Annotated in this window: 23 protein-coding genes, 1 other RNA gene and 1 other annotated feature; of the genes, 21 read left to right on the forward strand and 3 right to left on the reverse strand. The window is 35.8% G+C overall.

The features are described 5' to 3' along the window. Positions 1-18 precede the first annotated feature (18 nt). The 7 genes from ABDZ63_RS05010 to yajC all read left to right on the forward strand — a co-directional run bounded on the left by ABDZ63_RS05010 (position 19) and on the right by yajC (position 5,165). Positions 19-738: a YebC/PmpR family DNA-binding transcriptional regulator gene (locus tag ABDZ63_RS05010; RefSeq protein ID WP_343782184.1), complete on the forward strand. Its 720-nt coding sequence runs from the start codon at positions 19-21 to the stop codon at positions 736-738. Positions 739-874: 136 nt separating this feature from the next. Beyond that, on the forward strand, positions 875-1,483 hold the full coding sequence (gene ruvA, locus ABDZ63_RS05015; protein ID WP_343782186.1) for a Holliday junction branch migration protein RuvA: 609 nt from the start codon (positions 875-877) through the stop codon (positions 1,481-1,483). 12 nt (positions 1,484-1,495) lie between these two features. Then, entirely contained in the window at positions 1,496-2,497 is a 1,002-nt protein-coding gene (gene ruvB / locus ABDZ63_RS05020; RefSeq protein WP_343782188.1) for a Holliday junction branch migration DNA helicase RuvB, read from the forward strand. Further along, a complete protein-coding gene (locus tag ABDZ63_RS05025; RefSeq protein WP_343782189.1) occupies positions 2,494-2,694 on the forward strand; it encodes a DUF2905 domain-containing protein in 201 nt (66 codons plus the stop codon). Before ruvB ends, ABDZ63_RS05025 begins: the two co-directional genes overlap by 4 nt. 17 nt (positions 2,695-2,711) lie before the next feature. Continuing rightward, the gene (queA, locus tag ABDZ63_RS05030; RefSeq protein ID WP_343782190.1) at positions 2,712-3,737 is read left to right on the forward strand and encodes a tRNA preQ1(34) S-adenosylmethionine ribosyltransferase-isomerase QueA; all 1,026 of its coding nucleotides are present in this window, start codon (positions 2,712-2,714) and stop codon (positions 3,735-3,737) included. Positions 3,738-3,753: 16 nt separating this feature from the next. Then, a complete protein-coding gene (gene tgt / locus ABDZ63_RS05035) occupies positions 3,754-4,890 on the forward strand; it encodes a tRNA guanosine(34) transglycosylase Tgt (protein WP_343782192.1) in 1,137 nt (378 codons plus the stop codon). 17 nt (positions 4,891-4,907) lie between these two features. Further along, the gene (gene yajC, locus ABDZ63_RS05040; RefSeq protein ID WP_343782194.1) at positions 4,908-5,165 is read left to right on the forward strand and encodes a preprotein translocase subunit YajC; all 258 of its coding nucleotides are present in this window, start codon (positions 4,908-4,910) and stop codon (positions 5,163-5,165) included. A gap of 71 nt (positions 5,166-5,236) precedes the next feature. On the opposite strand, the gene ABDZ63_RS05045 is transcribed toward yajC, so the two are convergent. After that, entirely contained in the window at positions 5,237-5,617 is a 381-nt protein-coding gene (locus ABDZ63_RS05045; protein ID WP_343782195.1) for a TIGR04086 family membrane protein, read from the reverse strand. Positions 5,618-5,730: 113 nt separating this feature from the next. Between ABDZ63_RS05045 and ABDZ63_RS05050 the strand changes: the two genes are divergently transcribed. Both ABDZ63_RS05050 and ABDZ63_RS05055 read left to right on the forward strand, forming a co-directional pair. Next, complete coding sequence (locus tag ABDZ63_RS05050) at positions 5,731-7,050, forward strand: ArsB/NhaD family transporter (RefSeq protein ID WP_343782644.1); 1,320 nt, start codon at positions 5,731-5,733, stop codon at positions 7,048-7,050. A 74-nt stretch (positions 7,051-7,124) separates the two neighbouring features. Then, on the forward strand, positions 7,125-7,772 hold the full coding sequence (locus tag ABDZ63_RS05055) for a DUF421 domain-containing protein (RefSeq protein WP_343782196.1): 648 nt from the start codon (positions 7,125-7,127) through the stop codon (positions 7,770-7,772). Here the strand turns inward: ABDZ63_RS05055 and spoVB are convergent. After that, a complete protein-coding gene (gene spoVB / locus ABDZ63_RS05060) occupies positions 7,769-9,310 on the reverse strand; it encodes a stage V sporulation protein B (protein ID WP_343782197.1) in 1,542 nt (513 codons plus the stop codon). The two genes, ABDZ63_RS05055 and spoVB, sit on opposite strands and share 4 nt — an antisense overlap. A 242-nt stretch (positions 9,311-9,552) precedes the next feature. Here spoVB and ABDZ63_RS05065 point away from each other — a divergent pair, with 242 nt between their 5' ends. From ABDZ63_RS05065 to ssrS, 10 genes are all read left to right on the forward strand, one after another. Further along, a complete protein-coding gene (locus ABDZ63_RS05065; RefSeq protein WP_343782198.1) occupies positions 9,553-9,867 on the forward strand; it encodes a post-transcriptional regulator in 315 nt (104 codons plus the stop codon). Between the two features lie 42 nt (positions 9,868-9,909). Next, a complete protein-coding gene (gene secDF / locus ABDZ63_RS05070) occupies positions 9,910-12,183 on the forward strand; it encodes a protein translocase subunit SecDF (RefSeq protein WP_343782199.1) in 2,274 nt (757 codons plus the stop codon). Positions 12,184-12,565: 382 nt separating this feature from the next. Then, positions 12,566-12,889: a LapA family protein gene (locus ABDZ63_RS05075; protein ID WP_343782200.1), complete on the forward strand. Its 324-nt coding sequence runs from the start codon at positions 12,566-12,568 to the stop codon at positions 12,887-12,889. A gap of 57 nt (positions 12,890-12,946) precedes the next feature. Further along, positions 12,947-15,265, forward strand: a complete 2,319-nt coding sequence (gene recJ / locus ABDZ63_RS05080; protein WP_343782201.1) for a single-stranded-DNA-specific exonuclease RecJ — start codon at positions 12,947-12,949, stop codon at positions 15,263-15,265. Beyond that, complete coding sequence (locus ABDZ63_RS05085) at positions 15,255-15,767, forward strand: adenine phosphoribosyltransferase (RefSeq protein ID WP_343782202.1); 513 nt, start codon at positions 15,255-15,257, stop codon at positions 15,765-15,767. The genes recJ and ABDZ63_RS05085 overlap by 11 nt, the downstream gene beginning before the upstream one ends. A 430-nt stretch (positions 15,768-16,197) precedes the next feature. Further along, positions 16,198-18,387: a RelA/SpoT family protein gene (locus ABDZ63_RS05090; protein ID WP_343782645.1), complete on the forward strand. Its 2,190-nt coding sequence runs from the start codon at positions 16,198-16,200 to the stop codon at positions 18,385-18,387. Between the two features lie 12 nt (positions 18,388-18,399). Next, a complete protein-coding gene (gene dtd / locus ABDZ63_RS05095) occupies positions 18,400-18,843 on the forward strand; it encodes a D-aminoacyl-tRNA deacylase (protein ID WP_343782204.1) in 444 nt (147 codons plus the stop codon). A gap of 62 nt (positions 18,844-18,905) precedes the next feature. Beyond that, positions 18,906-19,142 (forward strand) — a binding site (T-box leader). 143 nt (positions 19,143-19,285) lie between these two features. Further along, on the forward strand, positions 19,286-20,554 hold the full coding sequence (hisS, locus tag ABDZ63_RS05100) for a histidine--tRNA ligase (protein WP_343782205.1): 1,269 nt from the start codon (positions 19,286-19,288) through the stop codon (positions 20,552-20,554). A gap of 11 nt (positions 20,555-20,565) precedes the next feature. Continuing rightward, positions 20,566-22,347 carry an aspartate--tRNA ligase gene (aspS, locus tag ABDZ63_RS05105; RefSeq protein ID WP_343782206.1) on the forward strand — a complete coding sequence of 594 codons (1,782 nt, stop codon included), beginning with the start codon at positions 20,566-20,568 and terminating at the stop codon, positions 22,345-22,347. Between the two features lie 97 nt (positions 22,348-22,444). Continuing rightward, a non-coding RNA gene (gene ssrS, locus ABDZ63_RS05110) (6S RNA) lies at positions 22,445-22,630 on the forward strand. A gap of 73 nt (positions 22,631-22,703) precedes the next feature. On the opposite strand, the gene ABDZ63_RS05115 is transcribed toward ssrS, so the two are convergent. Beyond that, on the reverse strand, positions 22,704-23,360 hold the full coding sequence (locus ABDZ63_RS05115; RefSeq protein WP_343782207.1) for an RsfA family transcriptional regulator: 657 nt from the start codon (positions 23,358-23,360) through the stop codon (positions 22,704-22,706). A 180-nt stretch (positions 23,361-23,540) separates the two neighbouring features. Between ABDZ63_RS05115 and ABDZ63_RS05120 the strand changes: the two genes are divergently transcribed. Then, positions 23,541-24,827: a replication-associated recombination protein A gene (locus tag ABDZ63_RS05120; RefSeq protein ID WP_343782208.1), complete on the forward strand. Its 1,287-nt coding sequence runs from the start codon at positions 23,541-23,543 to the stop codon at positions 24,825-24,827. A 116-nt stretch (positions 24,828-24,943) separates the two neighbouring features. Next, on the forward strand, positions 24,944-25,363 hold the full coding sequence (cymR, locus tag ABDZ63_RS05125; RefSeq protein WP_343782209.1) for a cysteine metabolism transcriptional regulator CymR: 420 nt from the start codon (positions 24,944-24,946) through the stop codon (positions 25,361-25,363). Positions 25,364-25,372 lie beyond the last annotated feature (9 nt).

Here is a 25,372-nt window from a genome sequence, read left to right on the forward strand (position 1 = left end):
AAAAGGGAGGGGGATAACATGGCGGGTCATTCTAAATGGCACAATATTAGACATAAAAAGAACGCTAAGGATGCTAAACGTGGAAAGTTATTTATGAAATTAGCTAAAGAAATATATGTAGCAGCAAGGCAAGGTGGCGCGGACTTAGAGACGAATGCTTCATTAAGGCTAGCTATTGATAAAGCAAAATCAAATAATATGCCAAATGATAATATTGATCGTGCCATTAATAAAGCTACAGGTAATTTAGATGGCGAGAATTATGAAGAATTTACTTATGAAGGTTATGGACCTGGTGGCGTAGCTGTTATGGTTGATGTACTAACTGATAATAAAAACCGTACAGCAGCAGAGATTCGTCATGCTTTTAGTAAAAATAACGGTAATTTAGGGGAAAATGGTTGTGTCTCATTTATGTTCCAACGTAAAGGTTATATTGTAATTGAGCAATCTAATATTGATTCTGATGAGGAAGAGTTTATGTTAGAAGCAATTGAATCAGGCTGTGAAGAGATTGAGTCAAATGAAGACGTTTTTGAACTATTTACTGAGCCTGAAGGTTTTGAGGCAGTAAGAAATACTTTAAAAGAGCAATACCAGTTGGAAGCTAGTGAATTAACAATGGTGGCTGATAATTATACACCTATAGACGAAGGCCACAAAGAAAATATGGAACAGCTAATTGATATGTTAGAAGACCTTGATGATGTTCAAGAAGTTCACCATAACATGCAATAAGTATGTGACTGACCCAAACCCTCCTCAGAAAATGAGGGGGTTTTTCAATTTGACTTCTATAAATTAAGGACGATTTGTAAAAGACATGTTAAACTATTTAAAGAGAACGTTTGTTCATACAATTAGGGGGAGCAATATGTACGCATATATAGAAGGTGAACTTAAATTAGTAAACGAAGATTTTATAGTTATTGATGTTTCAGGGATAGGATATGAAATATGGTGTCCCAACCCATTAAGGTTCCAATCTAAATTAAATCAAGAGTTAAAGGTATTTACATATTTCTATGTCAGAGAAGATATACAAATGTTATATGGTTTTAAGCATAACGAGGAAAAAGATCTATTTAAAAAATTATTAAACGTTTCTGGAATTGGTCCTAAAAACGCTTTAAGCATTGTGAGTCAGACTGCAGTACAAGATTTCGCTTTAGCAATTGAACAAGAAAATGACGCTTATTTAACAAAGTTCCCAGGAGTAGGGAAGAAAACTGCACGTCAGATGATTTTAGACTTAAAAGGTAAAGTCGATCAGTGGATGCAAGTTCAAACAGATGACGTCTTTACAATTGAACATGAAGTAACAGCGAATGACCATCATATATATGATGAAGCGGTTGAGGCTTTATTGGCTTTAGGTTATACGAAACGAGAAATCGATAAAATTGGACCAAAACTGAAAGCACAACCATCAACTTCAACCGATGACCTTGTTAAACATGGTCTTCAACTATTAATGCGTTAAGGGTGATCTTAAATGGAAGAACGTATGGTTTCAAGTGAGGAACAATGGGAAGACTCTAAAGTAGAGCAAAGTTTACGTCCATCAAATTTAGCTCAATATATTGGCCAAGAAAAGACAAAAGAAAATTTAAAAGTTTTTATAGAAGCTGCGAAAATGCGTGAAGAGCCATTAGACCATGTGTTACTATATGGCCCCCCAGGATTAGGTAAAACGACTTTGGCTTCTATTATTGCTGAAGAAATGGGGGTTCAATTTCGAACAACTTCAGGGCCAGCTATTGAACGAGCAGGTGATTTAGCTGCAATTCTTTCTTCCTTAGAAGCAGGTGATGTTTTATTTATTGATGAAATTCACAGGCTTCCCCGTTCAGTAGAGGAAATTTTATATCCTGCAATGGAAGACTTCGTATTAGATATAGTGATTGGTCAAGGAGATGCAGCCCGCTCAGTAAGGCTTGATTTGCCTCCATTCACGTTAGTTGGGGCTACAACACGTGCGGGGTTATTATCAGCTCCATTAAGAGACCGCTTTGGTGTATTAAGTCGATTAGAATTTTATAATGAAGATGACCTCTGTTCTATTATTGAAAGGACTGCTTCGGTATTTGATTTTGAAATTGAAGATGAAGCAGCATCTGAAATTGCATCTAGGTCAAGAGGAACACCTCGAATTGCTAACCGGTTATTAAAACGAGTACGAGATCTTTCGCAGGTTAATCATGAGACGGTAATTACAATCGAGAGTGCTAAGAAAGCCCTAAATATGTTACAAGTAGACGCGTCTGGTTTGGATCATATTGATCATAAGTATCTTATTAGTATTATTGATCAGTTTAAAGGTGGGCCAGTGGGGCTTGATACATTATCAGCAACGATTGGAGAAGAATCGCAAACAATTGAAGATGTCTACGAGCCGTTTTTATTACAGCAAGGATTTGTACAACGAACACCCAGAGGGCGAGTGGCAACACATAAAGCGTATGAACATTTCAATCGGGAGGTTCATGAAACTTGACTGGAATAGGAAAGTTATTTATTTTATTAGGGGTACTTTTTATTATAATTGGCATCATTTGGAGTCTGATTGGAAGATTACCTGGTGATATAACGTTTAAAACAGGTAATACGACGATTTATTTTCCAATCGTAACCTCAATTGTAGTTAGTATTATACTAAGTGTCCTATTCATGTTATTTGGTAGGTTTAAATAGAGGGAAGTGTCACAACAATGAGAGTAGAAGACTTTGACTTTGAGTTACCAGAAGAGTTAATTGCTCAAACACCATTAAAGGAAAGAGCTTCTTCTAAAATGATGGTGATTGACCGTGAGAGGCAATCTGTTTCTCATGAGGCATTTGCTAATGTAATTGATTATTTAAATCCTGGTGATTGTATAGTTTTAAATAATACTAAAGTATTGCCAGCTAGACTATTAGGTGTAAAGGAAGAAACAGGTGCTAAAATAGAACTGTTATTGTTACATCAAGTAGAAGAAGATCGCTATGAAGTATTAGCTAAGCCCGCAAAGAAATTCAAGGTAGGTTCAACTGTAACCTTTGGTGAAGGTTTATTACGGGCTACTTGTGTCGAAGCTTTAGACCAAGGTGGTAAAATTGTGGAATTTAGCTATGATGGGATTTTCCTAGAAGTATTAAATGAATTAGGTGAAATGCCTCTGCCGCCTTATATTAAAGAACAATTAGATGATAGGGACCGTTATCAAACTGTATATGCAAAAGAAGCAGGATCAGCCGCTGCTCCAACAGCAGGGCTACATTTTACTGAAGATCTATTGAAACAAATTAAGTCTAAAGGAGTAGAGATTGGTTTTCTGACTTTGCATGTTGGTTTAGGGACGTTTAGACCAGTTCAAGTTGACCAATTAGAAGAACATGATATGCATGCGGAACATTATCATTTATCAGAGGAAACGGCTGAACTTCTAACTCAAACGCGTCAACAAGGTGGTAGAATCATCGCAGTAGGCACAACATCGATTAGAACATTGGAAACGGTTATGCGGGATTATGGTGAGTTTCATCCGACTTCTGGGTGGACAGATATATTTATATATCCCCCTTATCAATTTAGGGCAGTTGACGGTTTAATTACGAATTTCCATTTACCGAAATCAACATTAATCATGCTTGTCAGTGCTTTTGCAACCCAAAATTTAATAATGTCAGCTTATCAACAAGCAATAGAACAGCGTTATCGCTTTTTTAGTTTTGGCGATGCGATGTTAATACTATAAAAGTAGGAGAATTGTTATGGCAATCACATATGAACTGATTAAAACATGTAAACAAACAGGAGCTCGACTAGGAAAGGTTCATACGCCTCATGGCTCATTTGAAACACCAGTGTTTATGCCTGTAGGGACACTAGCGACTGTTAAGACGATGGCACCTGAAGAGTTAAAAGAGATCGGTGCAAATATTATCCTTTCAAATACGTATCATTTATGGTTACGCCCTGGTGAAGATATAGTAGAAGAGGCGGGTGGATTACACCAGTTTATGAATTGGGATGGATCTATTTTAACTGATTCTGGCGGGTTTCAAGTCTTTAGTTTAAGCGATATGCGTCAAATTGAAGAAGAAGGAGTTCATTTCAGAAATCATATTAGTGGTGCTAAGCTGTTTTTATCACCGGAAAAAGCCATGCACATCCAAAATTCATTAGGTTCTGATATTATGATGGCTTTTGATGAATGTCCACCATACCCTGCAACATATGATTATATGAAAGCTTCTGTAGAAAGGACAAGCCGGTGGGCGGAGCGTTGCTTAAAAGCGCACCAAAAACCGGAGGAACAAGGGTTATTCGGCATTGTGCAAGGTGGCGAATATGAAGAATTACGTAAGCAAAGTGCTAAAGATCTAACTAGCTTAGATTTTCCTGGGTATGCAATTGGTGGCTTATCAGTTGGTGAACCTAAAGATGTCATGAATCGTGTGTTAGACTATACAACCCCTTTATTACCAGATGAAAAACCTAGATATTTAATGGGAGTTGGTTCACCTGATTCATTAGTTGACGGTGCGGTGCGAGGAGTTGATATGTTTGACTGTGTGTTACCTACACGAGTCGCTAGAAACGGTACTTGTATGACATCAAACGGTCGCCTAGTTGTCCGTAATGCGAAATTCGCTAGAGACTTCACCCCGATTGATGAGAATTGTGATTGCTATACGTGTCGAAATTATACGAAAGCTTATATTCGTCATTTAATTAAAGCAAATGAAACACTAGGAATAAGATTAACTACTTATCATAACCTATACTTTTTGGTAAAATTAATGGGACAAGTGAGAAATGCCATCAGAGAAGATCGATTAGGTGATTTTCGTGATGAGTTTTTTGAACAATATGGTTTTAATAAACCTGATGCTAAAAACTTTTAGAAAGGGGGCTAATCATTATGGATTTAATTGTGACGTTAATGCCGATTTTATTATTTGTTCTATTGTTTTGGGTTATTTTAATTCGCCCACAACAAAAGCGTCAAAAACAGGTCACTGAAATGCAAAACAATCTACAAAAAGGTGATGACATTATTACGATCGGTGGATTACACGCTAGTGTACACGCATTAGATGAAGGTACTGTAGTGTTAGAGGTCAATGATGGTCAAAGACTTACATACGATCGTACCTCAATTAGAGAGAAAAAAGCATAACAAAAACAGGTTGGCATGTGCCAACCTGTTTTTTATAGATAGAAAGTTTTAGTATATAAAGGTAGAAAGACTCAATAACCTTCACTTCTCCTTTGCATATTAACCCCTAATATACTTCCTGTAGTAGTAGCTACGATAAAGATTAAGAAGTAAAGGATTTGATAGCTTTGAATCCAAGAATCATGAGCTAAAAACTGATAAAGCATAATTCCAAACACATAAATGACACCGACTAGCGCCCCTGTCATCCAACCCTTGTACAACGTCATCCGTCCAGCAATAACCCCACCAGTGATCATAATGAGTATACTCGTAATAAATGTCACCCATTGCAAGGTTCTAGTTGACATCCAATCGAAATTAATAAACAGTGCAAAAACTAAACTAGCTACTAACATTAATACGAGAATAACAGATAAACCATAAAAAGTAGCTTTTAGTCTTTCGTTCATAAAAACGTCCCCCTTTGGCTTTTATAGGATTGTTTTAAGGATTTACAATCTAAAAGCTGTCCATTGTTGTCCCATTGATATAAAACTATGCATGTTTTTCCTGAAAAAGACGTATTTATTTATTAGGACAGTATAATAAAGGGGAAATGAACATGGATGCAATGATTGCTATAATAGTTTTCGCGATCAGCTACATATTTTTATTGCTAGATAAAATTAACCGAGCATTAGTAGCTTTATCTGGTTCAGCTATTTTAATAGTATTAGGGATTTTCTCAATTGATAGTGCATTATCAACTTATGTGGATTGGAGTACAATCGTTCTATTATTTTCGATGATGGTATTAATTACAATCACTCAACGAACTGGTGTTTTTGAATTTATTGCCCTGTGGATGATTCAACGTGTTGATGGACGACCTATTCCTTTGTTTATCTGGGTAGGTGTTTTCACCGCAGTTGGGTCCGCTTTATTGGATAATGTGACGACAGTTCTGTTATTCGTTCCTGTTCTTTTACATATGATTAAGAAATTAAATTTACCGCCATTTCCATACATTGTTATGGTGATTATTACCTCAAATGTTGGTGGCACGGCAACTATGATCGGGGATCCACCTAATATTATGATTGGACAAGCAGTTGAGCATTTTACATTTATGTCATTTGTCATTCACTTAGCACCTATAGTGGTTGTTATATTTGTTGTTACAATGGCTTTATTACTTCTAATGTTTGGTCGTTCATTAGTTAAATCTAGTCAACAACGTTCTTCTGAGGCAATTAATCTTGACCCTTATGCTGCACTAAAAAAATCCCCCTTGTTATACCAGTCTTTATCGATATTATTTTTAACTATTGCTGGATTTCTTTTACACGGGTTTATTCATGTTGAGTTAACCACTGTAGCTTTAGCTGGTGCATTAATCTTACTGCTCTTATCTGAAAAGGATGCAGATTGTGAAACAGTATTTGCGAAAGTTGAATGGACGACACTATTTTTCTTCATTGGGTTGTTCGTATTAGTTGGTGGATTGGAACAAACAGGGATTATTGATCAAATCGCCATGTCATTTATTACATTAACTGAAGGTGATCAAGTTAAGTCTTCTTTTATTATTTTATGGTCAGCTGGTTTATTGTCAGGTTTTCTAGACAACATACCTTATGTCGCATCAATGATTCCGATTCTCTTTGAATTAGAAGAGTTTGGCATGACAGCAATAGACCCAATGTGGTGGGCACTGGCACTTGGAGCTTGTTTAGGTGGGAATGGAACACTGTTAGGAGCTTCAGCAAATGTTGTTGTTGCAGGTATTGCTAGTACAAATGGTGTGAAAATTCCATTTATCCGGTTTATGTTATATGGTTTATTGATTGTTGTTGTGTCACTCATAATTGCGACTGTTTATATGTTAATCCGCTATTTCTAAAGTCTACTAAATACCGTATAAATTTAGCTATATAGTGAATGATAAGAGCGATTAAGACAACGGAGATGTACATTATGGAAGAATTAATTAACTTGGTTGTTCGCACTACAGGTGTTTATTTAGCAATTTATGCGGTTTTTCGTTTAATGGGTAAACGGGAGATTGGTGAATTGAGTATTATGGATTTAATAGTATTTATCATGATGGCAGAGGTTGGGGTTCTTTCTATTGAACAAACGGAAGAATCCTTCTTTTTATTGTTAACACCCATATTCGTATTGTTAATTATTCAACGATTGACTGCTGAGGTTTCATTTAGAAGTAATAAGGCAAGAGTACTTCTAGATGGAACACCTTCAATCATTATTAGAAAGGGTGTTATTGATGAAAAAGAAATGAAAAAACAACGTTACAATATGGATGATCTACTCATTCAATTAAGGCAAGCGGGGGCGTTGGAGTTAAAAGAAGTAGAGCTTGCCATATTAGAAACAAATGGCAAGCTCTCAGTCTTTAAACAACAAGATCAACCGTTAAACTATTTTGATCCTATTATTATCGATGGGCAGTTTCAAAAAGAAGCTTTACAACAACAGGGTGTTACAGAGAATCAAGTCTTAAATCAGCTTAGTCATTATGGGGTTTATGACATTTCTAAAATTACTGTTGCTCAAATGCATGAAGATGGATCTATTTTTCTCGACTTTAAAGAATTGGATTAAAACCGGCCTTGTTTAAGTTGTTCCCATTCATCTTTAGAAACAATTTTAAACAAGAATAAACCAATTATATATAGTATGAGTAACGAAGTAATAATCGTGATCGTCGATACTAGAGGATTATTTGCCATAAACATGGTAGTCATTTGTGAACCCATAAAGTACACAATAACGATTAGTAAAATCATACGAAGTGAAAGCCAAAAAGGCATCCTAAATTTAATTAATTTATAAAGCGTAATAAAATGTAAAAACGTTACGACTAAGACACCGACAACAATCGAGATCACGACGCCATCTATGCCGAATGATGGTTTTGTCGCTAATAGCCATAGGATACCTAATTTTACAATAGCACCGATTAAACTATTAATCATCGCATGTTTAGCGTAATCTAGGGCTTGCAAGGCTGCTTGAAGTGGTGCTTGGAAATACAATAACAAGAAAAATGGTGCCATGAACATTAAAAACTGTGCCCCATTATCATTGCCATACATGAGTTGTAAAATGACAGGTGCTAGTAATAAAAATACAATGGTAGCAATCCCACCTGAGGCAAATGAAAGCCTTAATGCTTGTCTAATACGGTAATGAACTGTTTGGTGATGGTTAAGTGCATTTGCTTCGCTAATAGAAGGAATTAATGCTACAGATAACGAATGTGTAATAAAGGTTGGTAAAAGTAGTAATGGCAACACATACCCTGTTAGTTGCCCGTATAATTTCGTGCTTTCAGCTATCGTATAACCAGCAATCACTAAACTTTGAGAGACTAAAATTGGCTCAAGGAAATAGGTAGTAGAGCCAATCAGTTTAGTTCCAGCAGTTGGTAAAGCAATGTGTAAAATACTATTAAGGGTTGAGCGCATTTTTTGATGAGCTACATTAACCCCAAGCTCTATAATAGAGGTTTTATGCTTTTTAAAACAATAGTACATGTAGATTAGAGAGATAAGTTCACCGATCACAATTGAAACCATTGCTCCAGCTGCTGCGTAAGTAATCCCATAAGGTAACATCACTTTAACAATGATTACGACAAATACGATTCTGACTACTTGCTCGATTACTTGGGCAGTTGCTTGTGGCTTCATGTTTTGCAACCCTTGGAAATAACCGCGTAAAACAGCTGAAATAGCTATAATAATGATAATTGGACTGATCATGAGCATAGGTGTATACGTTCTATCATCTAATATGAGATAAGTTGATACGAATGGTGCTGTAAAGATAAATAGAGTAGTTAATAATATGCTTAATGAGATTGTAATGGTAAAAGAAAGTGCAAGTATTTGATTAATTTTTTGCTTATTATTTTCTGTGTTAGCTTCTGCTACTAATTTCGAGACTGCAACAGGTATTCCAATTTGTGATAATGTGATCATTAGAAATAAGGCAGGTAAGGTTAACATATAGATTCCGATTCCTTCTTCACCTAACAATCGTGCTAGCACAATTCGATTAACGAATCCGAGTAGACGACTGATCATACCAGCAACTATTAAGATAATGGCTCCTTTAATAAAAGTTTGCTTAGACAATTTAAATACCTACCTTCTCAAAAGTATGAAATTTCGGTACAATAATTTATATGCTTGTCTAAGCCCAAGTCATGATAAAACTTTAGAAGTTTGTTTTCATTTAAGCCATAATGGTTTAAGGTAGATAAAAAAGTATTAATTTACTTTTTTACATAACTACAATCAGACTCTAGCATTACTTAGAAGGAGTTTACTTTAGAAATATGAATTGTTTTGAGATTTGATCACAAGGGGGATTAAAGTTGGAACCAGTTAAAAAACACGTTGAAGAATGGCGACCTCAATTGTATGATGTGATTCAAAGTAAAGTAGATGAACTAGAAATGCTAGGCTATGAACGCGTGACACACGATGAAGTGTGGAATTGCTTACTTCATAAAGTATGGCGAAAGAATAAAGAGACGACCTTATTTCAAGTCGTTCAAGATGTATTACATATGAGTGATCGTATATTTATGAGTTTTTTAACGGTTCAAGTGCAACAACAAGATGAAGAGTTATTACAGCAAATAGAAGCCTTATCACAATGGGAAAAGGAACATACTGAAGCAGAGTAGTAAATCCCATTTGCTATTGATCAAAAGGAGGTAACTTAACAGATGAAAAGGAAGGGCAGAATCGCCGCCTTTTTCCTAATTGTTTTACTTTTAGGGGGATTAATTGGTACGACTACTAATTCAATAACGAAAGATATTACATTAGGATTAGACTTACAAGGTGGCTTTGAAGTTTTATATGAAGTTGAACCATTAAGTGAAAATCAAGAAGTCAATGATCAAATGCTAGATGCGGTTGTGCAAAGTCTTTATGAAAGGATTGACGTATTAGGTGTCAATGAGCCATTAATTGATATCGAAGGTGATGACCGAATACGTGTCCAACTTGCTGGTGTCACTGATCAAAATGAAGCGCGTGAATTATTGTCAACAACGGCTAACCTTTCTTTTAGAGGGGTAGATGATGAACAGTTCTTTGATGGTACTGAACTAGTCGAAGGAAGTGCTCGTCAAAACTTTAATGACATGAATCAGCCAATCGTTACTTTAGAAACGAAACGTAATTTTGAAGAAAGTGAATATGAGAATTTCCATGAAGTTACACAAAAAGTTTCACAATTGCCAGAACCTGAAAATTTATTAGTCATTTGGCTGGATTATGAAGAAGGTGATTCATTTGAGGAAGAAGTTGGTAGTGAAGACCCTAAATTTATTTCTGCACCAAGTGTAGATGATCCAATCCCTAGTACTGATGTTCAAATTAGTGGTTCACCTTTTACAGTCGATGAAGCTCAACAATTAGCTGACCTACTTAATGCCGGTTCACTACCAGCAGATTTAAATGAAGTGTATTCAGTTGCAGTTGGTGCACAATTCGGTGAGCAAGCTCTAGACCAAACTGTTTATGCTAGTATTCTTGGTGTTATATTAATCTTTTTATATATGATTAGTTATTATCGCTTCCCGGGATTAATATCAGTTGTAACTTTAAGTGCCTATATTTATTTAATCTTACTCGTATTTGAAGCGATTAATGGTGTTCTCACACTTCCAGGAATTGCAGCGCTCGTATTAGGTGTTGGTATGGCAGTAGATGCGAACATTATAACCTTTGAGCGGATTAAAGAAGAATTAAAATCCGGAAAGACATTAAGATCCGCCTTTAAGGCCGGTAATAAGCGTTCATTAACAACAATATTAGACGCTAATGTGACAACGATTATTGCTGCTACGGTATTATTTATCTTTGGTACGAGCTCAGTAAAAGGATTCGCAACGATGCTTATTATAAGTATCATCTTGAGCTTTATTACCTCAGTATATTTCACTAGATTGTTATTAAACTTATGGGTGAGTAGTAAAGCGTTAAATAACAAACCAAAGTTATTTGGTGTTAAACAAGAAGAGATCAAAGACATTACAAAAGGTGAAGAAGTAAAACCACATTTCTTTGGTAAAACGTTTAATTTCGTACAACATCGTAAAAAATTCTTTATCATATCTGGTGCTTTAATAACTGCTGGTGTCATTTTCCTTTCAACAGCTGGGTTAAACTTAGGTATTGACTTTGAAAGTGGTTCACGTGTTCAAGTCATGGCTGATGAATCTTTAACACCTGAAGAGATTAATGATGAGTTTGGGACATTAGGATTTGAACCAACCCAAGTTGTTATGGCTGGGGATGAAGATGAGATTGGGATGGTACGGTTTGATACGGTTTTAGACCAAGATGAAATTGCTGAGGTCAATAGTCACTTTACAGAACAATATGGAAATGAACCAAGTGTGAGTACGGTATCACCTAAAATTGGTCAAGAACTAGCGATGAACGCCATTTATGCTGTTTTAATTGCTTCAGTCGCAATTATTATTTATGTGACGTTCCGCTTTGAATTGTTCTTTGCATTAACAGCGACTTTTTCATTGTTACATGATGCATTTTTCATTTTAGCTTTATTTAGTATTTTCCAGTTTGAATTTGATATTACAATCATTGCAGCCATTCTGACGATTGTTGGTTATTCTGTAAATGACACGATTGTAACGTATGACCGAATTAGGGAAAACTTAAGGATGGAGAAGAAGGTTAAGACATTTAGCCATTTAGCATCTATTGTGAATAAGAGTTTAATGCAAACATTAGCACGTAGCTTTAACACCGTCATTACGGTTGTGTTTGCAGCGTTAATGTTATTTATCTTTGGTGCACAAGCAATTACTTACTTCGCATTTGCCTTAATTGTCGGTTTACTTGCAGGTACTTATTCTTCACTATTCCTAGGTGCGCAGTTATGGTTAGTATGGAGAGGGCGTAATATCTCAGAAAAACCAGTCGATTTTCAAAAGAAAAAACGCCAAGAAGGTCCACAAGTATAAAATAAAAAAAAGTGATAGAGGAGAGAGCCTCTATCACTTTTTTATACTTAATAAGATGATCTAGACTCCTGAACTTTAAGAAAGGCTCTGTTAAAGCTTAGTGTTGATTATTTAAAAGGTTGCTCTAAGTTGTTGTATTGTGATGAGTGAAGGTGCCGACTCCTGCGGGAATAGCACGAGTCTCGAGACCCCACAGGCAATGTTTTCCTGTCGAGGAGGCTCGAGCCGTGCCCGCGGAAAGCGTCCACCGAAAGCGATTCACAATAACAACAACGGACTTTAACAGAGCGTTAAGAAAAGATGGAAAATTAGTGCAACCAGTGATTAAATTTGAACTTAATCGGGAATCTAATTGATAAGTTATAGAATTGGGGGAAAACAAATGAAACAACAAACGTGGATTATTTTAACAATTGCTTTCACAATCATCATTGCAGTTTTTGCTGTTATTAATGTTGATTCTGTACCTGTTGATTTTCTAATAATTGAAACTGAAGCACCTCTTATTTTAGTCATTTTGCTTTCGGTTTTATTAGGGGCTTTATTAGTAGCAGGTGTTAGCTTCTCGAAGTTTTATCAACTACAAAGAGAAATTAGACAACTAAAGAGTGAGTTGGACCCTTTAAGTCAAGAGGCGATTGATTCAAGTGAAACGGACGTTTCAACAGAAGAACAACCTGTTGAAAAAAATGATCACCAACCATAATAGTAGATTGATACCCCTGATTAGCTCTTGTATAATGAGTTAGTTAGGGGTGAAATTATGTTAAAAAGTAAGATGAATTGGATTAAAGCACAACAAAATCAAACACCTCACTTTGATTTATCCATTTCTTCAGTTATTAAGCGTATGTTATTGAAAAGAGGTATACATACTGAAGAAGAAGCGGAAGCGTTTTTGTACCCAAACATAAATGATTTACATGATCCGTTCTTATTTGATGGTATGGATCGTGTCGTCACAAGAATTAATCAAGCTATAGAAAATGAAGAAAAAATATTAATTTATGGTGATTATGATGCTGATGGGGTTACAGCAACGGCATTATTAGTTAAAACTTTGAGTTCACTCGGTGCAGTTGTCGATTATTATATTCCTAATCGTTTTAAAGAAGGGTATGGACCTAATGAAAATGCTTTTAGGGCTGTAAGTGAAGCTGGTGGCTCATTAATCATTACAGTAGATAATGGGATTGCTGCTTTAAAAGAAGCCAAATTAGCAAAAGGATTAGGTATGGATTTAATTATCACTGACCACCACGAAGAACAAGATGAAGTACCAGAGGCCTATGCTATTATTCATCCTCGTTTATCGGAGGATTATCCTTTTAATGATTTGGCTGGTGTTGGAGTTGCTTTTAAGCTTGCACAAGCCTTATTAGGTGAAGTACCTAAAGATTTAACAGGATTAGTAGCAATTGGAACAGTTGCAGATTTAGTTCCTTTACAAGGTGAAAATCGTGTCCTAGTCAAACAAGGATTATCCATTTTAACTCATACTGAACAACCCGGTGTCAAAGCCATTAAACAGATCGGCAAAATAGATTCACAGATGTCAACAGAACATATTGGGTTTGTGATCGGTCCAAGATTAAATGCTGTTGGTCGACTACAAGATGCTTCTTTAGCTGTTGATTTGTTACTTGAAGAGGACCCAGTCATAGCATTTGATATTGCTAAAGAGATTGATGAGCTAAACCAAGAACGTCAAAAAATCGTTAAATCGATTTCTGAAGAGGCGCTGGAACAAATAGAACAACAATATGCTAATGATCACGTGATTGTAATTGCACAAGAGAATTGGAATCCAGGGGTTTTAGGTATTGTAGCTTCTCGAATTGTTAATAAATATTATAAACCGACGATTGTCTTAGGAATCGACTTAGAGCGTGGGATTGCTAAAGGTAGTGGTCGGAGCATTCCTTCTTATGACATGTTTAAAGAAGGAATGGAAGTAAATGAATTATTCACCCATTTCGGTGGACATGCTCAAGCTGCAGGTATGACTGTTGACGAATCAAAAATAGATGAATTGAGACAAGCGTTAAATGAACGAGCCAAAACCTTCTTAACTAATGAGGACTTTATTCCCACTTTATCAATTGAGGATGAAGTAGAATGGGGAGAGGTAGATCTTAATTTTCCCAAAGAGTTAGATACGTTAGCTCCATTTGGAATGGGGAACGAAAAACCAACCTTTCAAGTAAGTGATATTTTACTAACGGATCTAAGAAAAATAGGGGCAAAACAAAATCATATTAAACTTCAAGGACAAAAAGATGGATTACCTATTGAAATGATTGGTTTTCAACTAGGTGAAGTAGCTGATCAATTAACACCGGGTGTTAGCGTTGATGTTGTCGGTGAAATTGAAGTGAATGAATGGAATGGCCATCGTAAACTACAAATTAAGCTTAAAGATTTAAAATGCGAAGAGTGGCAGTTATTCGATTATCGCGGGAAACCATTAAATCATCAATTAATTGAAAGGCTTCCTACTTCCACTGATGCATTGGTTGTATATTTTAACGAACAAACAACCCCTATATTTGATCAAGCTTATCACATTAGTGAATTAGCTTTATTAAATGGGGAGAATTACAAACGATTAGTGTGTATAGATTTACCGAATAGTTTGGAAGAATTTGAACAAGTTATACAGTTCGCATCGTATCAATCCATTTATTTATGTTTTAGCAATAAGCAAGATCAAATGTTCTCTCTTATTCCGAGTCGTCAAGACTTTAAGATGCTTTATGTTACGTTAAACAAACATCGAAATATAAAAGAAGAGCAAAAAGCTCAACTCGCCGAGGCAAAAAATTGGACCTTAAACCAATTGGATTTTATGCTAGAAGTGTTTTTTGAATTAAACTTTGTTAAAATAACTAATGGTGACATTACTTTTCAAGATGAAGTTGAATTTAAACCATTAGAAGAATCAATTACTTATACTCGCAAACAAAATGCAATAAAGGTTGAAGAAACGTTATATTATTCAACATATGGTGAATTAAAGGATTGGGTCGAGTGCAGGTTAGACTTGCATATGAAGGAAGGGGAAGTTGTATATGGACTATAAACAATATGTAACCATTGTAGAAGACTGGCCAAAAGAAGGAATTAAATTTAAAGATATTACGACATTAATGGACAATGGTCCTGCTTTTAAATCAGCTATAGATGACCTTGTTGAATATGCAAAGAAAAAAGACGTAGATGTTATTGTAGGGCCAGAAGCACGCGGGTTTATCGTCGGTTGTCCAATTTCTTATGCGTTAGAAATTGGGTTTGCTCCAGTTCGTAAAGAAGGGAAATTACCACGTGATACGATTAAAGTAGACTATGGTTTAGAGTATGGTACAGATGCTTTAACGATTCATAAAGATGCGATTAAACCAGGGCAACGTGTACTATTTACTGATGACCTATTAGCAACAGGTGGAACAGTTGAAGCTACGATTGATTTAGTTGAACAACTTGGCGGTGAAGTTGTTGGTTGTGCATTTTTAATTGAATTAAGTTATTTAAATGGTCGAGAAAAGTTAAAAGATTATGATATACTAAGTTTAATGGAGTATTAAGAGTATTGGCTGGCCTTATCAGGTCAGCCAAGTTTTATTTAACGTTAATGATTTTAAATGTTAGCTCTGTTAAAGTCCGTTGTTGCATTTTGATTCGCTCTCGGTGGACGCTTTCCGCAGGCACGGCTCGAGCCTCCTCGGCAGAAAAGCGCTGCCTGTGGGGTCTCGAGACTCGTTCTATTCCTGCAGGAGTCGCCACCTTCGCTTATCAAAACACAACAACTACGTGCTCAAGACGACATCCAAAATATATATATATTAAGCTTTAATAGAACATAAATGTTAAATATTCTTAAAATGAATGTGATATTAAAGAAATTTACGTTCTTAAGGTTTGGTGGAAGATCTTAAGGATATCTCAAACTTTACAATTTTTATTTAATCATTAATAATATTTAAAAATATGACTTTAAAACACCTAGGTGATGTTATGGCTAAGCATGAAACGAAAACAATTGAACAAGTAATCCAAAGTGCAAGTCGTTATCTTAATGAAGAACATACGACGTTTCTTAGGCTTGCCTATGAATATGCTAAAGAAGCACATGAAGGACAAGTACGAAAATCAGGAGAAGAGTATATTATCCACCCTGTTCAAGTTGCTAGTATCCTAGTAGACCTTGAAATGGATCCATCTACGATTGCAAGTGGCTTCTTACATGATGTTATAGAAGACACAGGGATTACTTTTGATGATTTATCGGAAGAGTTTGGAGAAGAAGTAGCATCGCTTGTAGAAGGTGTGACCAAACTAGGTAAAATTAAATATAAATCTAAACAAGAACAGCAAGCTGAAAACCACCGGAAAATGTTTATTGCAATGGCAAAAGACATTCGGGTTATTTTAATTAAATTAGCGGACCGTTTGCATAATATACGTACGTTAGATCATTTATCAGAACAGAAGCAAAGACGAATTGCTAATGAAACACTTGAAATATTCGCCCCCCTAGCTCACAGGCTAGGTATTTCCACAATTAAGTGGGAACTTGAAGATATTTCATTACGTTACTTAAACCCACAACAGTATTATCGTATTGTTAATCTAATGAAGCAAAAAAGAGACGAGCGAGTATATTACATTGAAAAAGTCATTGATGAAATCCAAAATCAACTACATGATGTTAACATTACAGCGGAAATCTCTGGTCGTCCAAAACATATTTATAGTATTTATCGTAAAATGGCAATTCAGAAAAAAGACTTTAATGAGATATATGATTTATTAGCTGTTCGAGTGATTGTTAAGAGCATTAAGGATTGCTATGCGGTCTTAGGAATTATTCATACGTGTTGGAAACCAATGCCTGGGCGTTTTAAAGACTATATAGCTATGCCTAAGCCGAACCTTTATCAATCTTTACATACAACTGTAATTGGACCAAAAGGTGACCCGTTAGAAGTACAAATTCGTACACAAGAGATGCATGAAATTGCTGAATACGGGATCGCAGCTCATTGGGCTTATAAAGAAGGACAATCGAATAATCATGAGGATATGTCTAAACAGTTAGCTTGGTTCCGTGAAATCTTAGAATGGCAAAGTGAAACGAATGATGCTGAGGAGTTTATGGAGTCTTTAAAAGTCGATTTCTTCTCTGACATGGTTTACGTATTCACGCCTAACGGTGATGTGATTGAACTACCAAGTGGTTCTGTCCCATTAGACTTTGCCTATCGAATTCATACAGAAGTAGGGAATAAAACAGTTGGTGCAAAGGTTAATGGGAAGATTGAACCTCTTGATTATAAGCTTAAAACTGGCGATATTGTTGAAATGTTAACTTCAAAGCATTCTTATGGCCCGTCTGAAGATTGGCTGAAAATAACACAAACTTCACAAGCCAAAAATAAAATTAAACAATTCTTTAAAAAGCAGCGCCGTGATGAAAATATTGAGCGCGGCAAAGAATTAATCGAAAAAGAAATAAAGAATTTAGACTTGATACCCAAAAAGGTTCTTGTTGAAGATAATATTCAAAATGCATTAGGACGGTTTCACCTCCATACCTTAGAGGACTTGTACGCTGCCGTTGGTTATCAAGGTATAACAGCACAGCAGGCAACTAATCGTCTAACTGAAAAGATCGTCCAAAAAGAAAGAGCTGAAGACTTAGAGAATTCAATAATAGAGGCTCAGCAGGAGGTCGAAACAAAACGGAAAAAATCAACTGGAATCGGTGTTAATGTTAAAGGTATAGACAACTTAATGGTTCGATTATCTAAATGCTGCAACCCTGTCCCTGGCGATGAAATTACCGGTTATATTACAAAAGGACGAGGCGTCTCTGTTCACAGACAAGATTGTCCAAATATAAAAAATGAAGATGAAAACCGCTTGATTGAAGTGGAATGGGAAAATGTTAATCGACAACGAAAAAATTATGGCGTCGACTTAGAAATATCAGGTTTTGATCGTAATGGCTTACTTAATGAAATATTACAAGTGGTCAATGAGACAAATACAGATATAGTAGCTGTTACTGGCAAATCAGATAAGAATAAAATGGCTGTGATCCATTTAACCATATTAATCCAAAATGTAGACCATCTAAGACGTATCGTAGATCGAATTAAGCATATTAGTGATGTATTTACTGTACAAAGAACTATTCAGTAAGGAGATTTTATTATGAGAGCAGTTATTCAACGGGTTACGACTGGATCTGTAGAGGTCAATAATGAGACAACTGGAGCAATTGAATTAGGGCTAGTCGTTCTGCTAGGTGTTACACATGATGATACAGAAAAAGATTTACAATATATCGCTGATAAAGTAACTAACTTACGTATTTTTGAAGATGAACAGGGGAAAATGAACCGTTCTGTTAAAGACGTTAGTGGAAAAGTATTATCGATTTCTCAATTTACATTGTATGGTGATAGTCGTAAAGGAAGACGCCCTAACTTTATGAATGCTGCTAAGCCAGATATCGCTAATGAACTTTATGAGCAGTTTAACAAACAAGTTGAAAGTCTCGGTGTCCCTGTAGAAGTGGGTGCTTTTGGTGAACATATGAAAGTTTCACTTTTAAATGATGGACCAGTCACATTAATATTAGATTCCAAAGAATAATGATTTAATACTTGACAATTAGACGATTACTATATATGATTATTTAAACATTTGAATAGCTAATAGAGCCAATGAAGGAAAGAGTAGTAAAAGGTAGACAATCACAGAGAGGGTTTATCATGGCTGGAAATAAACCTATCCGTTTCTTTTATGAATGACATTCTGGAGGTATGACATCGAACGCTACAAAGCAAGTAGGTGTTCATCGCAATCTGAGCGTTAACGTAATGAAGTGAAAGCATTATGAATTTTAGGTGCTTTAATCAGGGTGGCAACACGGGTAAAGTCTCGTCCCTATCAAATGATCATTTGATAGGGGCGTTTTTTTCATTTTAAGCGAATAAAATACTGACTTTTGAATGGTAAAAAAAAGTAAAGTGAGCTTTCACAGATAACTGGTTTATAACATGTAAGTTATTTATTACTTAAGGGAGGATTACTTATGAATATTAATGTTCCAAGAGGTACAGAAGATTTGCTACCGGCAAATACTAAGCAATGGCAAGTCATTGAAGAAACGTTGAAAGAATTAGCAGATCGTTACCATTATAATGAAATTCGTACACCTATGTTTGAGAGAACTGAATTATTCCAACGTAGTGTAGGTGATACAACAGACATCGTTCAAAAGGAAATGTATACATTTAAAGATCGTAGTGAGAGAAGTTTAACTCTACGTCCTGAAGGTACTGCATCAGTTGCTAGAGCTTATGTGCAACATAAAATGCATGGAAGTGCTGACCAACCATCAAAATTATATTACTTAGGTCCTATGTTTCGCTATGAACGACCACAACAAGGCCGTACCCGTCAGTTTACACAGTTTGGTATTGAAGCAATTGGCAGTGCCGATGCAGCCATTGATGCAGAAGTCATGGCATTTGCCATGGAATGTTATCAGGCACTCGGGTTAAAGTCTTTAAAGTTAGTTTTAAATAGCTTAGGTGACCAAGAAAGTCGTGAGGCGCACCGCCAAGCATTAGTTGAACACTTTAAACCACATAAAAATGAACTTTGCTCAGATTGTCAAATGCGCTTAGAACAAAATCCATTAAGGCTACTTGATTGTAAGGTGGACCGCGACCACCCATCAATGAATCAAGCGCCTTCAATATTAGAATACTTAAATGATTACTCTAATAACTACTTTAATGAAGTTAAAAAGCACCTAGACTATATGGAAATTCCATATGTCGTTGATGAAACATTAGTAAGAGGTCTCGATTACTATACTCATACAGCATTTGAGATTATGAGTGAAGCAGAAGGATTTGGAGCAATTACAACACTTTCAGGTGGAGGACGTTATAACGGGTTAATTCAAGATTTAGGTGGACCTGAATACTCTGGTATCGGTTTTGCTTTAAGTATTGAACGTTTGTTAATGGCTTTAGAAGCAGAAGGAATTGTAATAGATCCTGATTATGCACTTGATTGTTATGTGATAACGATGGGTGAAGAAGCAAAGTATACCGCTTCTAAGTTAGTTTACGAATTACGTAAAGCGGGCTTTAGAGTGGACCAAGATTATTTAGATAAGAAAATGAAAGCACAATTTAAAGCAGCTGACCGTTACCATGCGAAATACGCTATTATTATTGGCGATGAAGAAGTGGCGAGTGGTGTAGCTAATGTGAAGAATTTAGCTGAAGGCGAACAGAAAACGATTGCCTTAGATGAGATTGTAAGTGAATTAGACATAACACTTTGAGGAGGTTCACTATGAAACAACGTACACAATGTGGGCATATAACAACAGAATTAGTGAATGAACAAGTTCTTTTAAAAGGGTGGGTACAAAGACGTCGTGATCTAGGTGGGTTAATTTTCATAGACCTTCGTGACCGTTCAGGGATTGTACAGGCTGTCTTTAGTCCAGAGCATAATGAAGAAGCCTTACAAACAGCAGAAAAATTACGCAGTGAATTTGTTGTGGAAATTAAAGGAACAGTAAAAAAACGTGATGCAGAAACAATTAATGAAAAAATGGCAACAGGCGAAATTGAAATTATAGTCGATGATATAAACGTATTAAATCATTCTAAAGCTTTACCCATTAAAGTTGATGATGAAAATAATTTAAATGAAGACACACGATTAAAATACCGTTATTTAGACTTAAGACGTCAGCCAATGCAAGAAACCTTAATTTTACGTCACCAAACGACCCAAGCTATTCGTAACTACTTAAATTCAAATGAATTTTTAGAGATGGAGACGCCAATTTTAACAAAAAGTACGCCAGAAGGTGCGAGAGACTATTTGGTGCCAAGTCGTGTTCACCCTGGTGAATTTTACGCCTTACCACAGTCTCCACAGCTATTTAAACAACTATTAATGGTATCTGGTTTTGAAAAGTATTATCAAATTACACGTTGCTTTAGAGATGAAGACTTAAGAGCAGACAGACAACCTGAGTTTACACAAGTGGATATTGAAACATCCTTCCTATCACAGGAAGACATTATGCAAATGACTGAAGAGATGCTACAGTCAGTTGTTAAAGAAGTTAAAGGCACAGATGTATCCCTTCCGTTTTCACGTTTATCTTATGATGAAGCGATGGAGCGTTATGGATCTGATAAACCAGATACCCGTTTCGATTTAGAATTAGTTAATATGAGTGAAATCTTTAAAGAAAGCGGATTTAAAGTATTTAAACAAGCTGTTGAATCAGGCGGGAAAGTTAGTGCGATTAACGTTAAAGGCTATGCTGATCAATTTTCACGTAAAGATATTGATCAGTTAACTGAGTTTGTAGCAGTTTATGGAGCTAAAGGGTTAGCTTGGATGAAAGTTGAAGAAAGCGGTCTGACTGGGCCGATTGCTAAATTTTTTGATGAAAAAGAGCAACAGTCAATTTTAGAGACATTAAATGGAGAAGCGAACGATTTATTATTATTTGTTGCTGATGAATCAAATGTAGTCGCAGCAAGCTTAGGGGCATTAAGGTCTAAATTAGGTAAAGAGTTAAACTTAATTGACGAATCTAAGTTTAATTTCCTATGGGTTACGGACTGGCCTTTATTTGAGTATGATGAAGAAGACCGACGATATCATGCTGCACACCACCCGTTTACTATGCCACAAACCAATGATTTAAACCAATTACATGAAGACCCAGCTAATGTTAAAGCTAAAGCATATGATGTGGTTTTAAATGGCTATGAATTAGGTGGTGGCTCATTACGTATTTACCAAAAAGAAATGCAAGAAAAAATGTTTGAAGCATTAGGGTTTTCAAAAGAAGAAGCTTACGACCAGTTTGGTTTCTTATTAGAAGCCTTAGAATTTGGAGCACCTCCTCATGGTGGAATTGCTTTAGGTTTTGACCGATTAGTTATGATCTTAGCTGGTAAGAATAACTTACGTGATACGATCGCATTTCCAAAAACAGCCTCAGCATCAGATTTATTAACACGAGCACCAGCTCAAGTAGATAATCGTCAGCTTGAAGAATTACATTTACAAACTATTGCTGTAGATGAGGACAACCAAGGCTAATGTATTCAAAAATTGCTACCATTGGACTATTCAATAGCACTTGAAACACGCAAGCGTTCATGCTATTATTTAATTACAAAATACAAAAGCAACCGAATCAATCCTAATGTGTTCGTCTTACTCCACTTAAGTTTTGACCGAACACTTTTATAAAAGGGAGTCCGAACGTTTCCATATTGCGTAAAAGCCTTCGTTAAGGACTTACAATATATATGGAACAGGACACCCACCTGCGTTGAGCGGGTTCAAAACAATACGGATAGACGGCACAATTGGGATTGTTACATAATAAAAAAAGGTTATTTCCTGAAGGTGGAAATAACCTTTTTGTTATTGAACAAAGCGAGACGATTCACTTATTTTGCGATTTGTTGTAAATTGCCATTTTTCTCCATCTTAAATGAAGGAGCAGAAACATCATCTTCATCAAATACCATCATCTTACGCGCTCGGTCCATAATACCAATAAATGTCTGGTAGTCTTCTTGTAAATTTGCGTATTGTAAAGACATTTCTTCAACCTTTTCTTTCAATTGACTGTTTTCTGATTTCATTTCTTGATTTTCTAGTCTTAACGCCTCAAGTTCACTATTCATTTGATTATTCGCTTGATTAACAGTTTTAAACTGTTGTAATTGTTGAATGATAGAATCAATACTAGGCATGTTGATGTCTTCTTCTGTAGTTGGATCTACTGCCATTGGTAGATTTTGTTCTTGTTGGACAGTAGGCTGTGCTTTAGGGCGAGGTAGAGGTTGACTATGTCTTTCTTGTTGTTGTGCCTTCTTCCTCTGTTTTCGTTGTCTTTTAGCTAAATCTACTGCCTTATCATAGTTTTTTCGAACTTCAGCATTCCATCTAAATCCACAGGCAGCAGCGGTACGATTTAATTGATCACCAACTTCTTCAAAGGCATTTAACTGTGTACTACCCTCTCTTATATGTCTTAAGACAGTTTCAGCTAATAATAGATCATCTTCATGAGACCACGCATCTTGGCGTACTTTAACCATTTCATTTTCATCCTTTCATACTATAAATACTTTTATGTTTTGTTGTTTAATTGATAGTTTTCTATTTCTATCATGTGCAAAAAGGTATAATTATATACATCTGCCCTAAAGATTATTCGTCATAACTAAAGCGAATATAGTAAAATAATTTAAGAGTCCGAATAACAAAGGAGAAATACAATGCTATTTAAAGAGCCATTAGCTTATCGAATGAGGCCTGAGGCGATTGAAGATGTCATCGGGCAAGACGATGTAATTGGAGAATCAACGCCACTATATAAAATGATTAGGCAAGGCCATGTTCCATCTATGATTTTATATGGTGACCCAGGAACTGGTAAAACATCATTAGCTTTTGCGATTGCAGGCTCAACAAAGCAAGATTTTTACGCTATTAATGCAACCACTTCAAGTAAAAAAGAGATTGAAGATATTATTTCTAAAGCTAAAATGACAGAAGGTGCGATCTTATTTATAGATGAAATTCACCGCTTCAATAAAAGCCAACAAGATTATTTACTAAAAGCCTTAGAAGAAGGAGTTATTACATTAATTGGTGCGACGACAGAAAACCCTTACCATAGTGTTAATAACGCCATTCGTTCAAGATGTGGTCATATTAAGCAACTATCTTTATTATCACCAGATTCAGTTTTAAAATTACTTAATCATGCACTATCAGATAGCTATAAAGGTTTAGGACATTTATCGATTAAGATCGATGATTCAATGTTAGAAAAAATTGCTTCAGTCACAGGAGATGCTCGCACAGCTTTAACGTTATTAGAAGATATTGTCTTTGCATCGGATCAAAACGAAGAAGACGTTTATGTAGTTGATGAGACAACGGTCGATTATTGTATTAAAAATAAAGGTTTTTCACACGACAAAAAAGGTGACATATATTATAATCTCTTATCTAGCTTTCAAAAGAGTATAAGAGGTAGTGATGTTAACGCAGCTCTCCACTATTTAGCGAGGCTTATAGAGGGTGGTGACATTGAAGCAATTACAAGAAGAATCCTTGTGATTGCTTATGAAGATATTGGTTTGGCAAACCCCGAACTATGCTCTAGAGTATTGCCAGCTATTGAGTCAGTAGAAAGACTTGGATTACCAGAAGGACGTATTCCCTTATCTGTTGTCACAGTTGAACTTTGCTTATCACCAAAATCTAACACAGCTTATAAAGCATTAGACCAAGCAATCAAACATGTTCAAAAGGGTGTAACGTCTGACATACCAGATCATTTAAAAGATACGCATTATTATGGGGCTAAGGACTTAGGTCACGGACTAGAATATAAATACCCTCACAATTATCCCGGTTCTTGGGTTTATCAAGAGTATTTGCCAGAGAAATTAAAAGATGCTAGTTATTACACCCCTAAAAATATCGGTGAAGAAAAAAGGCTAGCACAAGTTTACGAAAAGCTTAATGCTTTAAAAAGAAAAGGAAGAAACTAGTCAAGCTTAAGTGATGCAAGGTTTAATACATCATGCTATAATGTCACATGGTTTTATTGGCGTGTTATACTGATATGAAGAAATCGGATTTTAACGGTTTGAAGGAGGAGCTTTGTTTGAAAATTTCAACAAAAGGTCGTTATGGCTTAACTATAATGATTGCATTAGCTAAAAACTATGGAGAAAAACCAATTCCCTTAAAATCAATCGCAGCTGATTATGAATTATCAGAGCATTATTTAGAACAATTAATCGCTCCCCTTCGAAATGAGGGGCTTGTTAAAAGTGTTAGAGGAGCAAAAGGTGGCTATTTATTAACACGAGAGCCCAAACTCATAACAGCAGCGGATATTATTAAGACGCTAGAAGGACCGATCCGCCCTGTTGAAGAAATGGATGATGAAGAACCATCAAAACGAGAATTATGGAAGAGAATACGTGATGCTGTTAAAGATGTATTAGAGACAACAACATTACAAGACTTAGCAGACTACGATGACAATAATTATCAAGAGGAACACATGTTTTATATCTAGGTTTAAAAG

The organism is Alkalibacillus silvisoli (genome assembly GCF_039521975.1).
GTDB lineage: Bacteria > Bacillota > Bacilli > Bacillales > Alkalibacillaceae > Alkalibacillus > Alkalibacillus silvisoli.

What these genes read in the sequence shown, in the direction of transcription:
- ABDZ63_RS05010 (WP_343782184.1), top strand. Translation starts at nt 19, where the DNA reads ATGGCGGGTCATTCTAAATGGCACAATATTAGACATAAAAAGAACGCT.
- ruvA (WP_343782186.1), top strand. Translation starts at nt 875, where the DNA reads ATGTACGCATATATAGAAGGTGAACTTAAATTAGTAAACGAAGATTTT.
- ruvB (WP_343782188.1), top strand. Translation starts at nt 1,496, where the DNA reads ATGGAAGAACGTATGGTTTCAAGTGAGGAACAATGGGAAGACTCTAAA.
- queA (WP_343782190.1), top strand. Translation starts at nt 2,712, where the DNA reads ATGAGAGTAGAAGACTTTGACTTTGAGTTACCAGAAGAGTTAATTGCT.
- tgt (WP_343782192.1), top strand. Translation starts at nt 3,754, where the DNA reads ATGGCAATCACATATGAACTGATTAAAACATGTAAACAAACAGGAGCT.
- yajC (WP_343782194.1), top strand. Translation starts at nt 4,908, where the DNA reads ATGGATTTAATTGTGACGTTAATGCCGATTTTATTATTTGTTCTATTG.
- ABDZ63_RS05045 (WP_343782195.1), bottom strand. Translation starts at nt 5,617, where the DNA reads ATGAACGAAAGACTAAAAGCTACTTTTTATGGTTTATCTGTTATTCTC.
- ABDZ63_RS05055 (WP_343782196.1), top strand. Translation starts at nt 7,125, where the DNA reads ATGGAAGAATTAATTAACTTGGTTGTTCGCACTACAGGTGTTTATTTA.
- secDF (WP_343782199.1), top strand. Translation starts at nt 9,910, where the DNA reads ATGAAAAGGAAGGGCAGAATCGCCGCCTTTTTCCTAATTGTTTTACTT.
- ABDZ63_RS05075 (WP_343782200.1), top strand. Translation starts at nt 12,566, where the DNA reads ATGAAACAACAAACGTGGATTATTTTAACAATTGCTTTCACAATCATC.
- recJ (WP_343782201.1), top strand. Translation starts at nt 12,947, where the DNA reads ATGTTAAAAAGTAAGATGAATTGGATTAAAGCACAACAAAATCAAACA.
- ABDZ63_RS05085 (WP_343782202.1), top strand. Translation starts at nt 15,255, where the DNA reads ATGGACTATAAACAATATGTAACCATTGTAGAAGACTGGCCAAAAGAA.
- ABDZ63_RS05090 (WP_343782645.1), top strand. Translation starts at nt 16,198, where the DNA reads ATGGCTAAGCATGAAACGAAAACAATTGAACAAGTAATCCAAAGTGCA.
- dtd (WP_343782204.1), top strand. Translation starts at nt 18,400, where the DNA reads ATGAGAGCAGTTATTCAACGGGTTACGACTGGATCTGTAGAGGTCAAT.
- hisS (WP_343782205.1), top strand. Translation starts at nt 19,286, where the DNA reads ATGAATATTAATGTTCCAAGAGGTACAGAAGATTTGCTACCGGCAAAT.
- aspS (WP_343782206.1), top strand. Translation starts at nt 20,566, where the DNA reads ATGAAACAACGTACACAATGTGGGCATATAACAACAGAATTAGTGAAT.
- ABDZ63_RS05115 (WP_343782207.1), bottom strand. Translation starts at nt 23,360, where the DNA reads ATGGTTAAAGTACGCCAAGATGCGTGGTCTCATGAAGATGATCTATTA.
- ABDZ63_RS05120 (WP_343782208.1), top strand. Translation starts at nt 23,541, where the DNA reads ATGCTATTTAAAGAGCCATTAGCTTATCGAATGAGGCCTGAGGCGATT.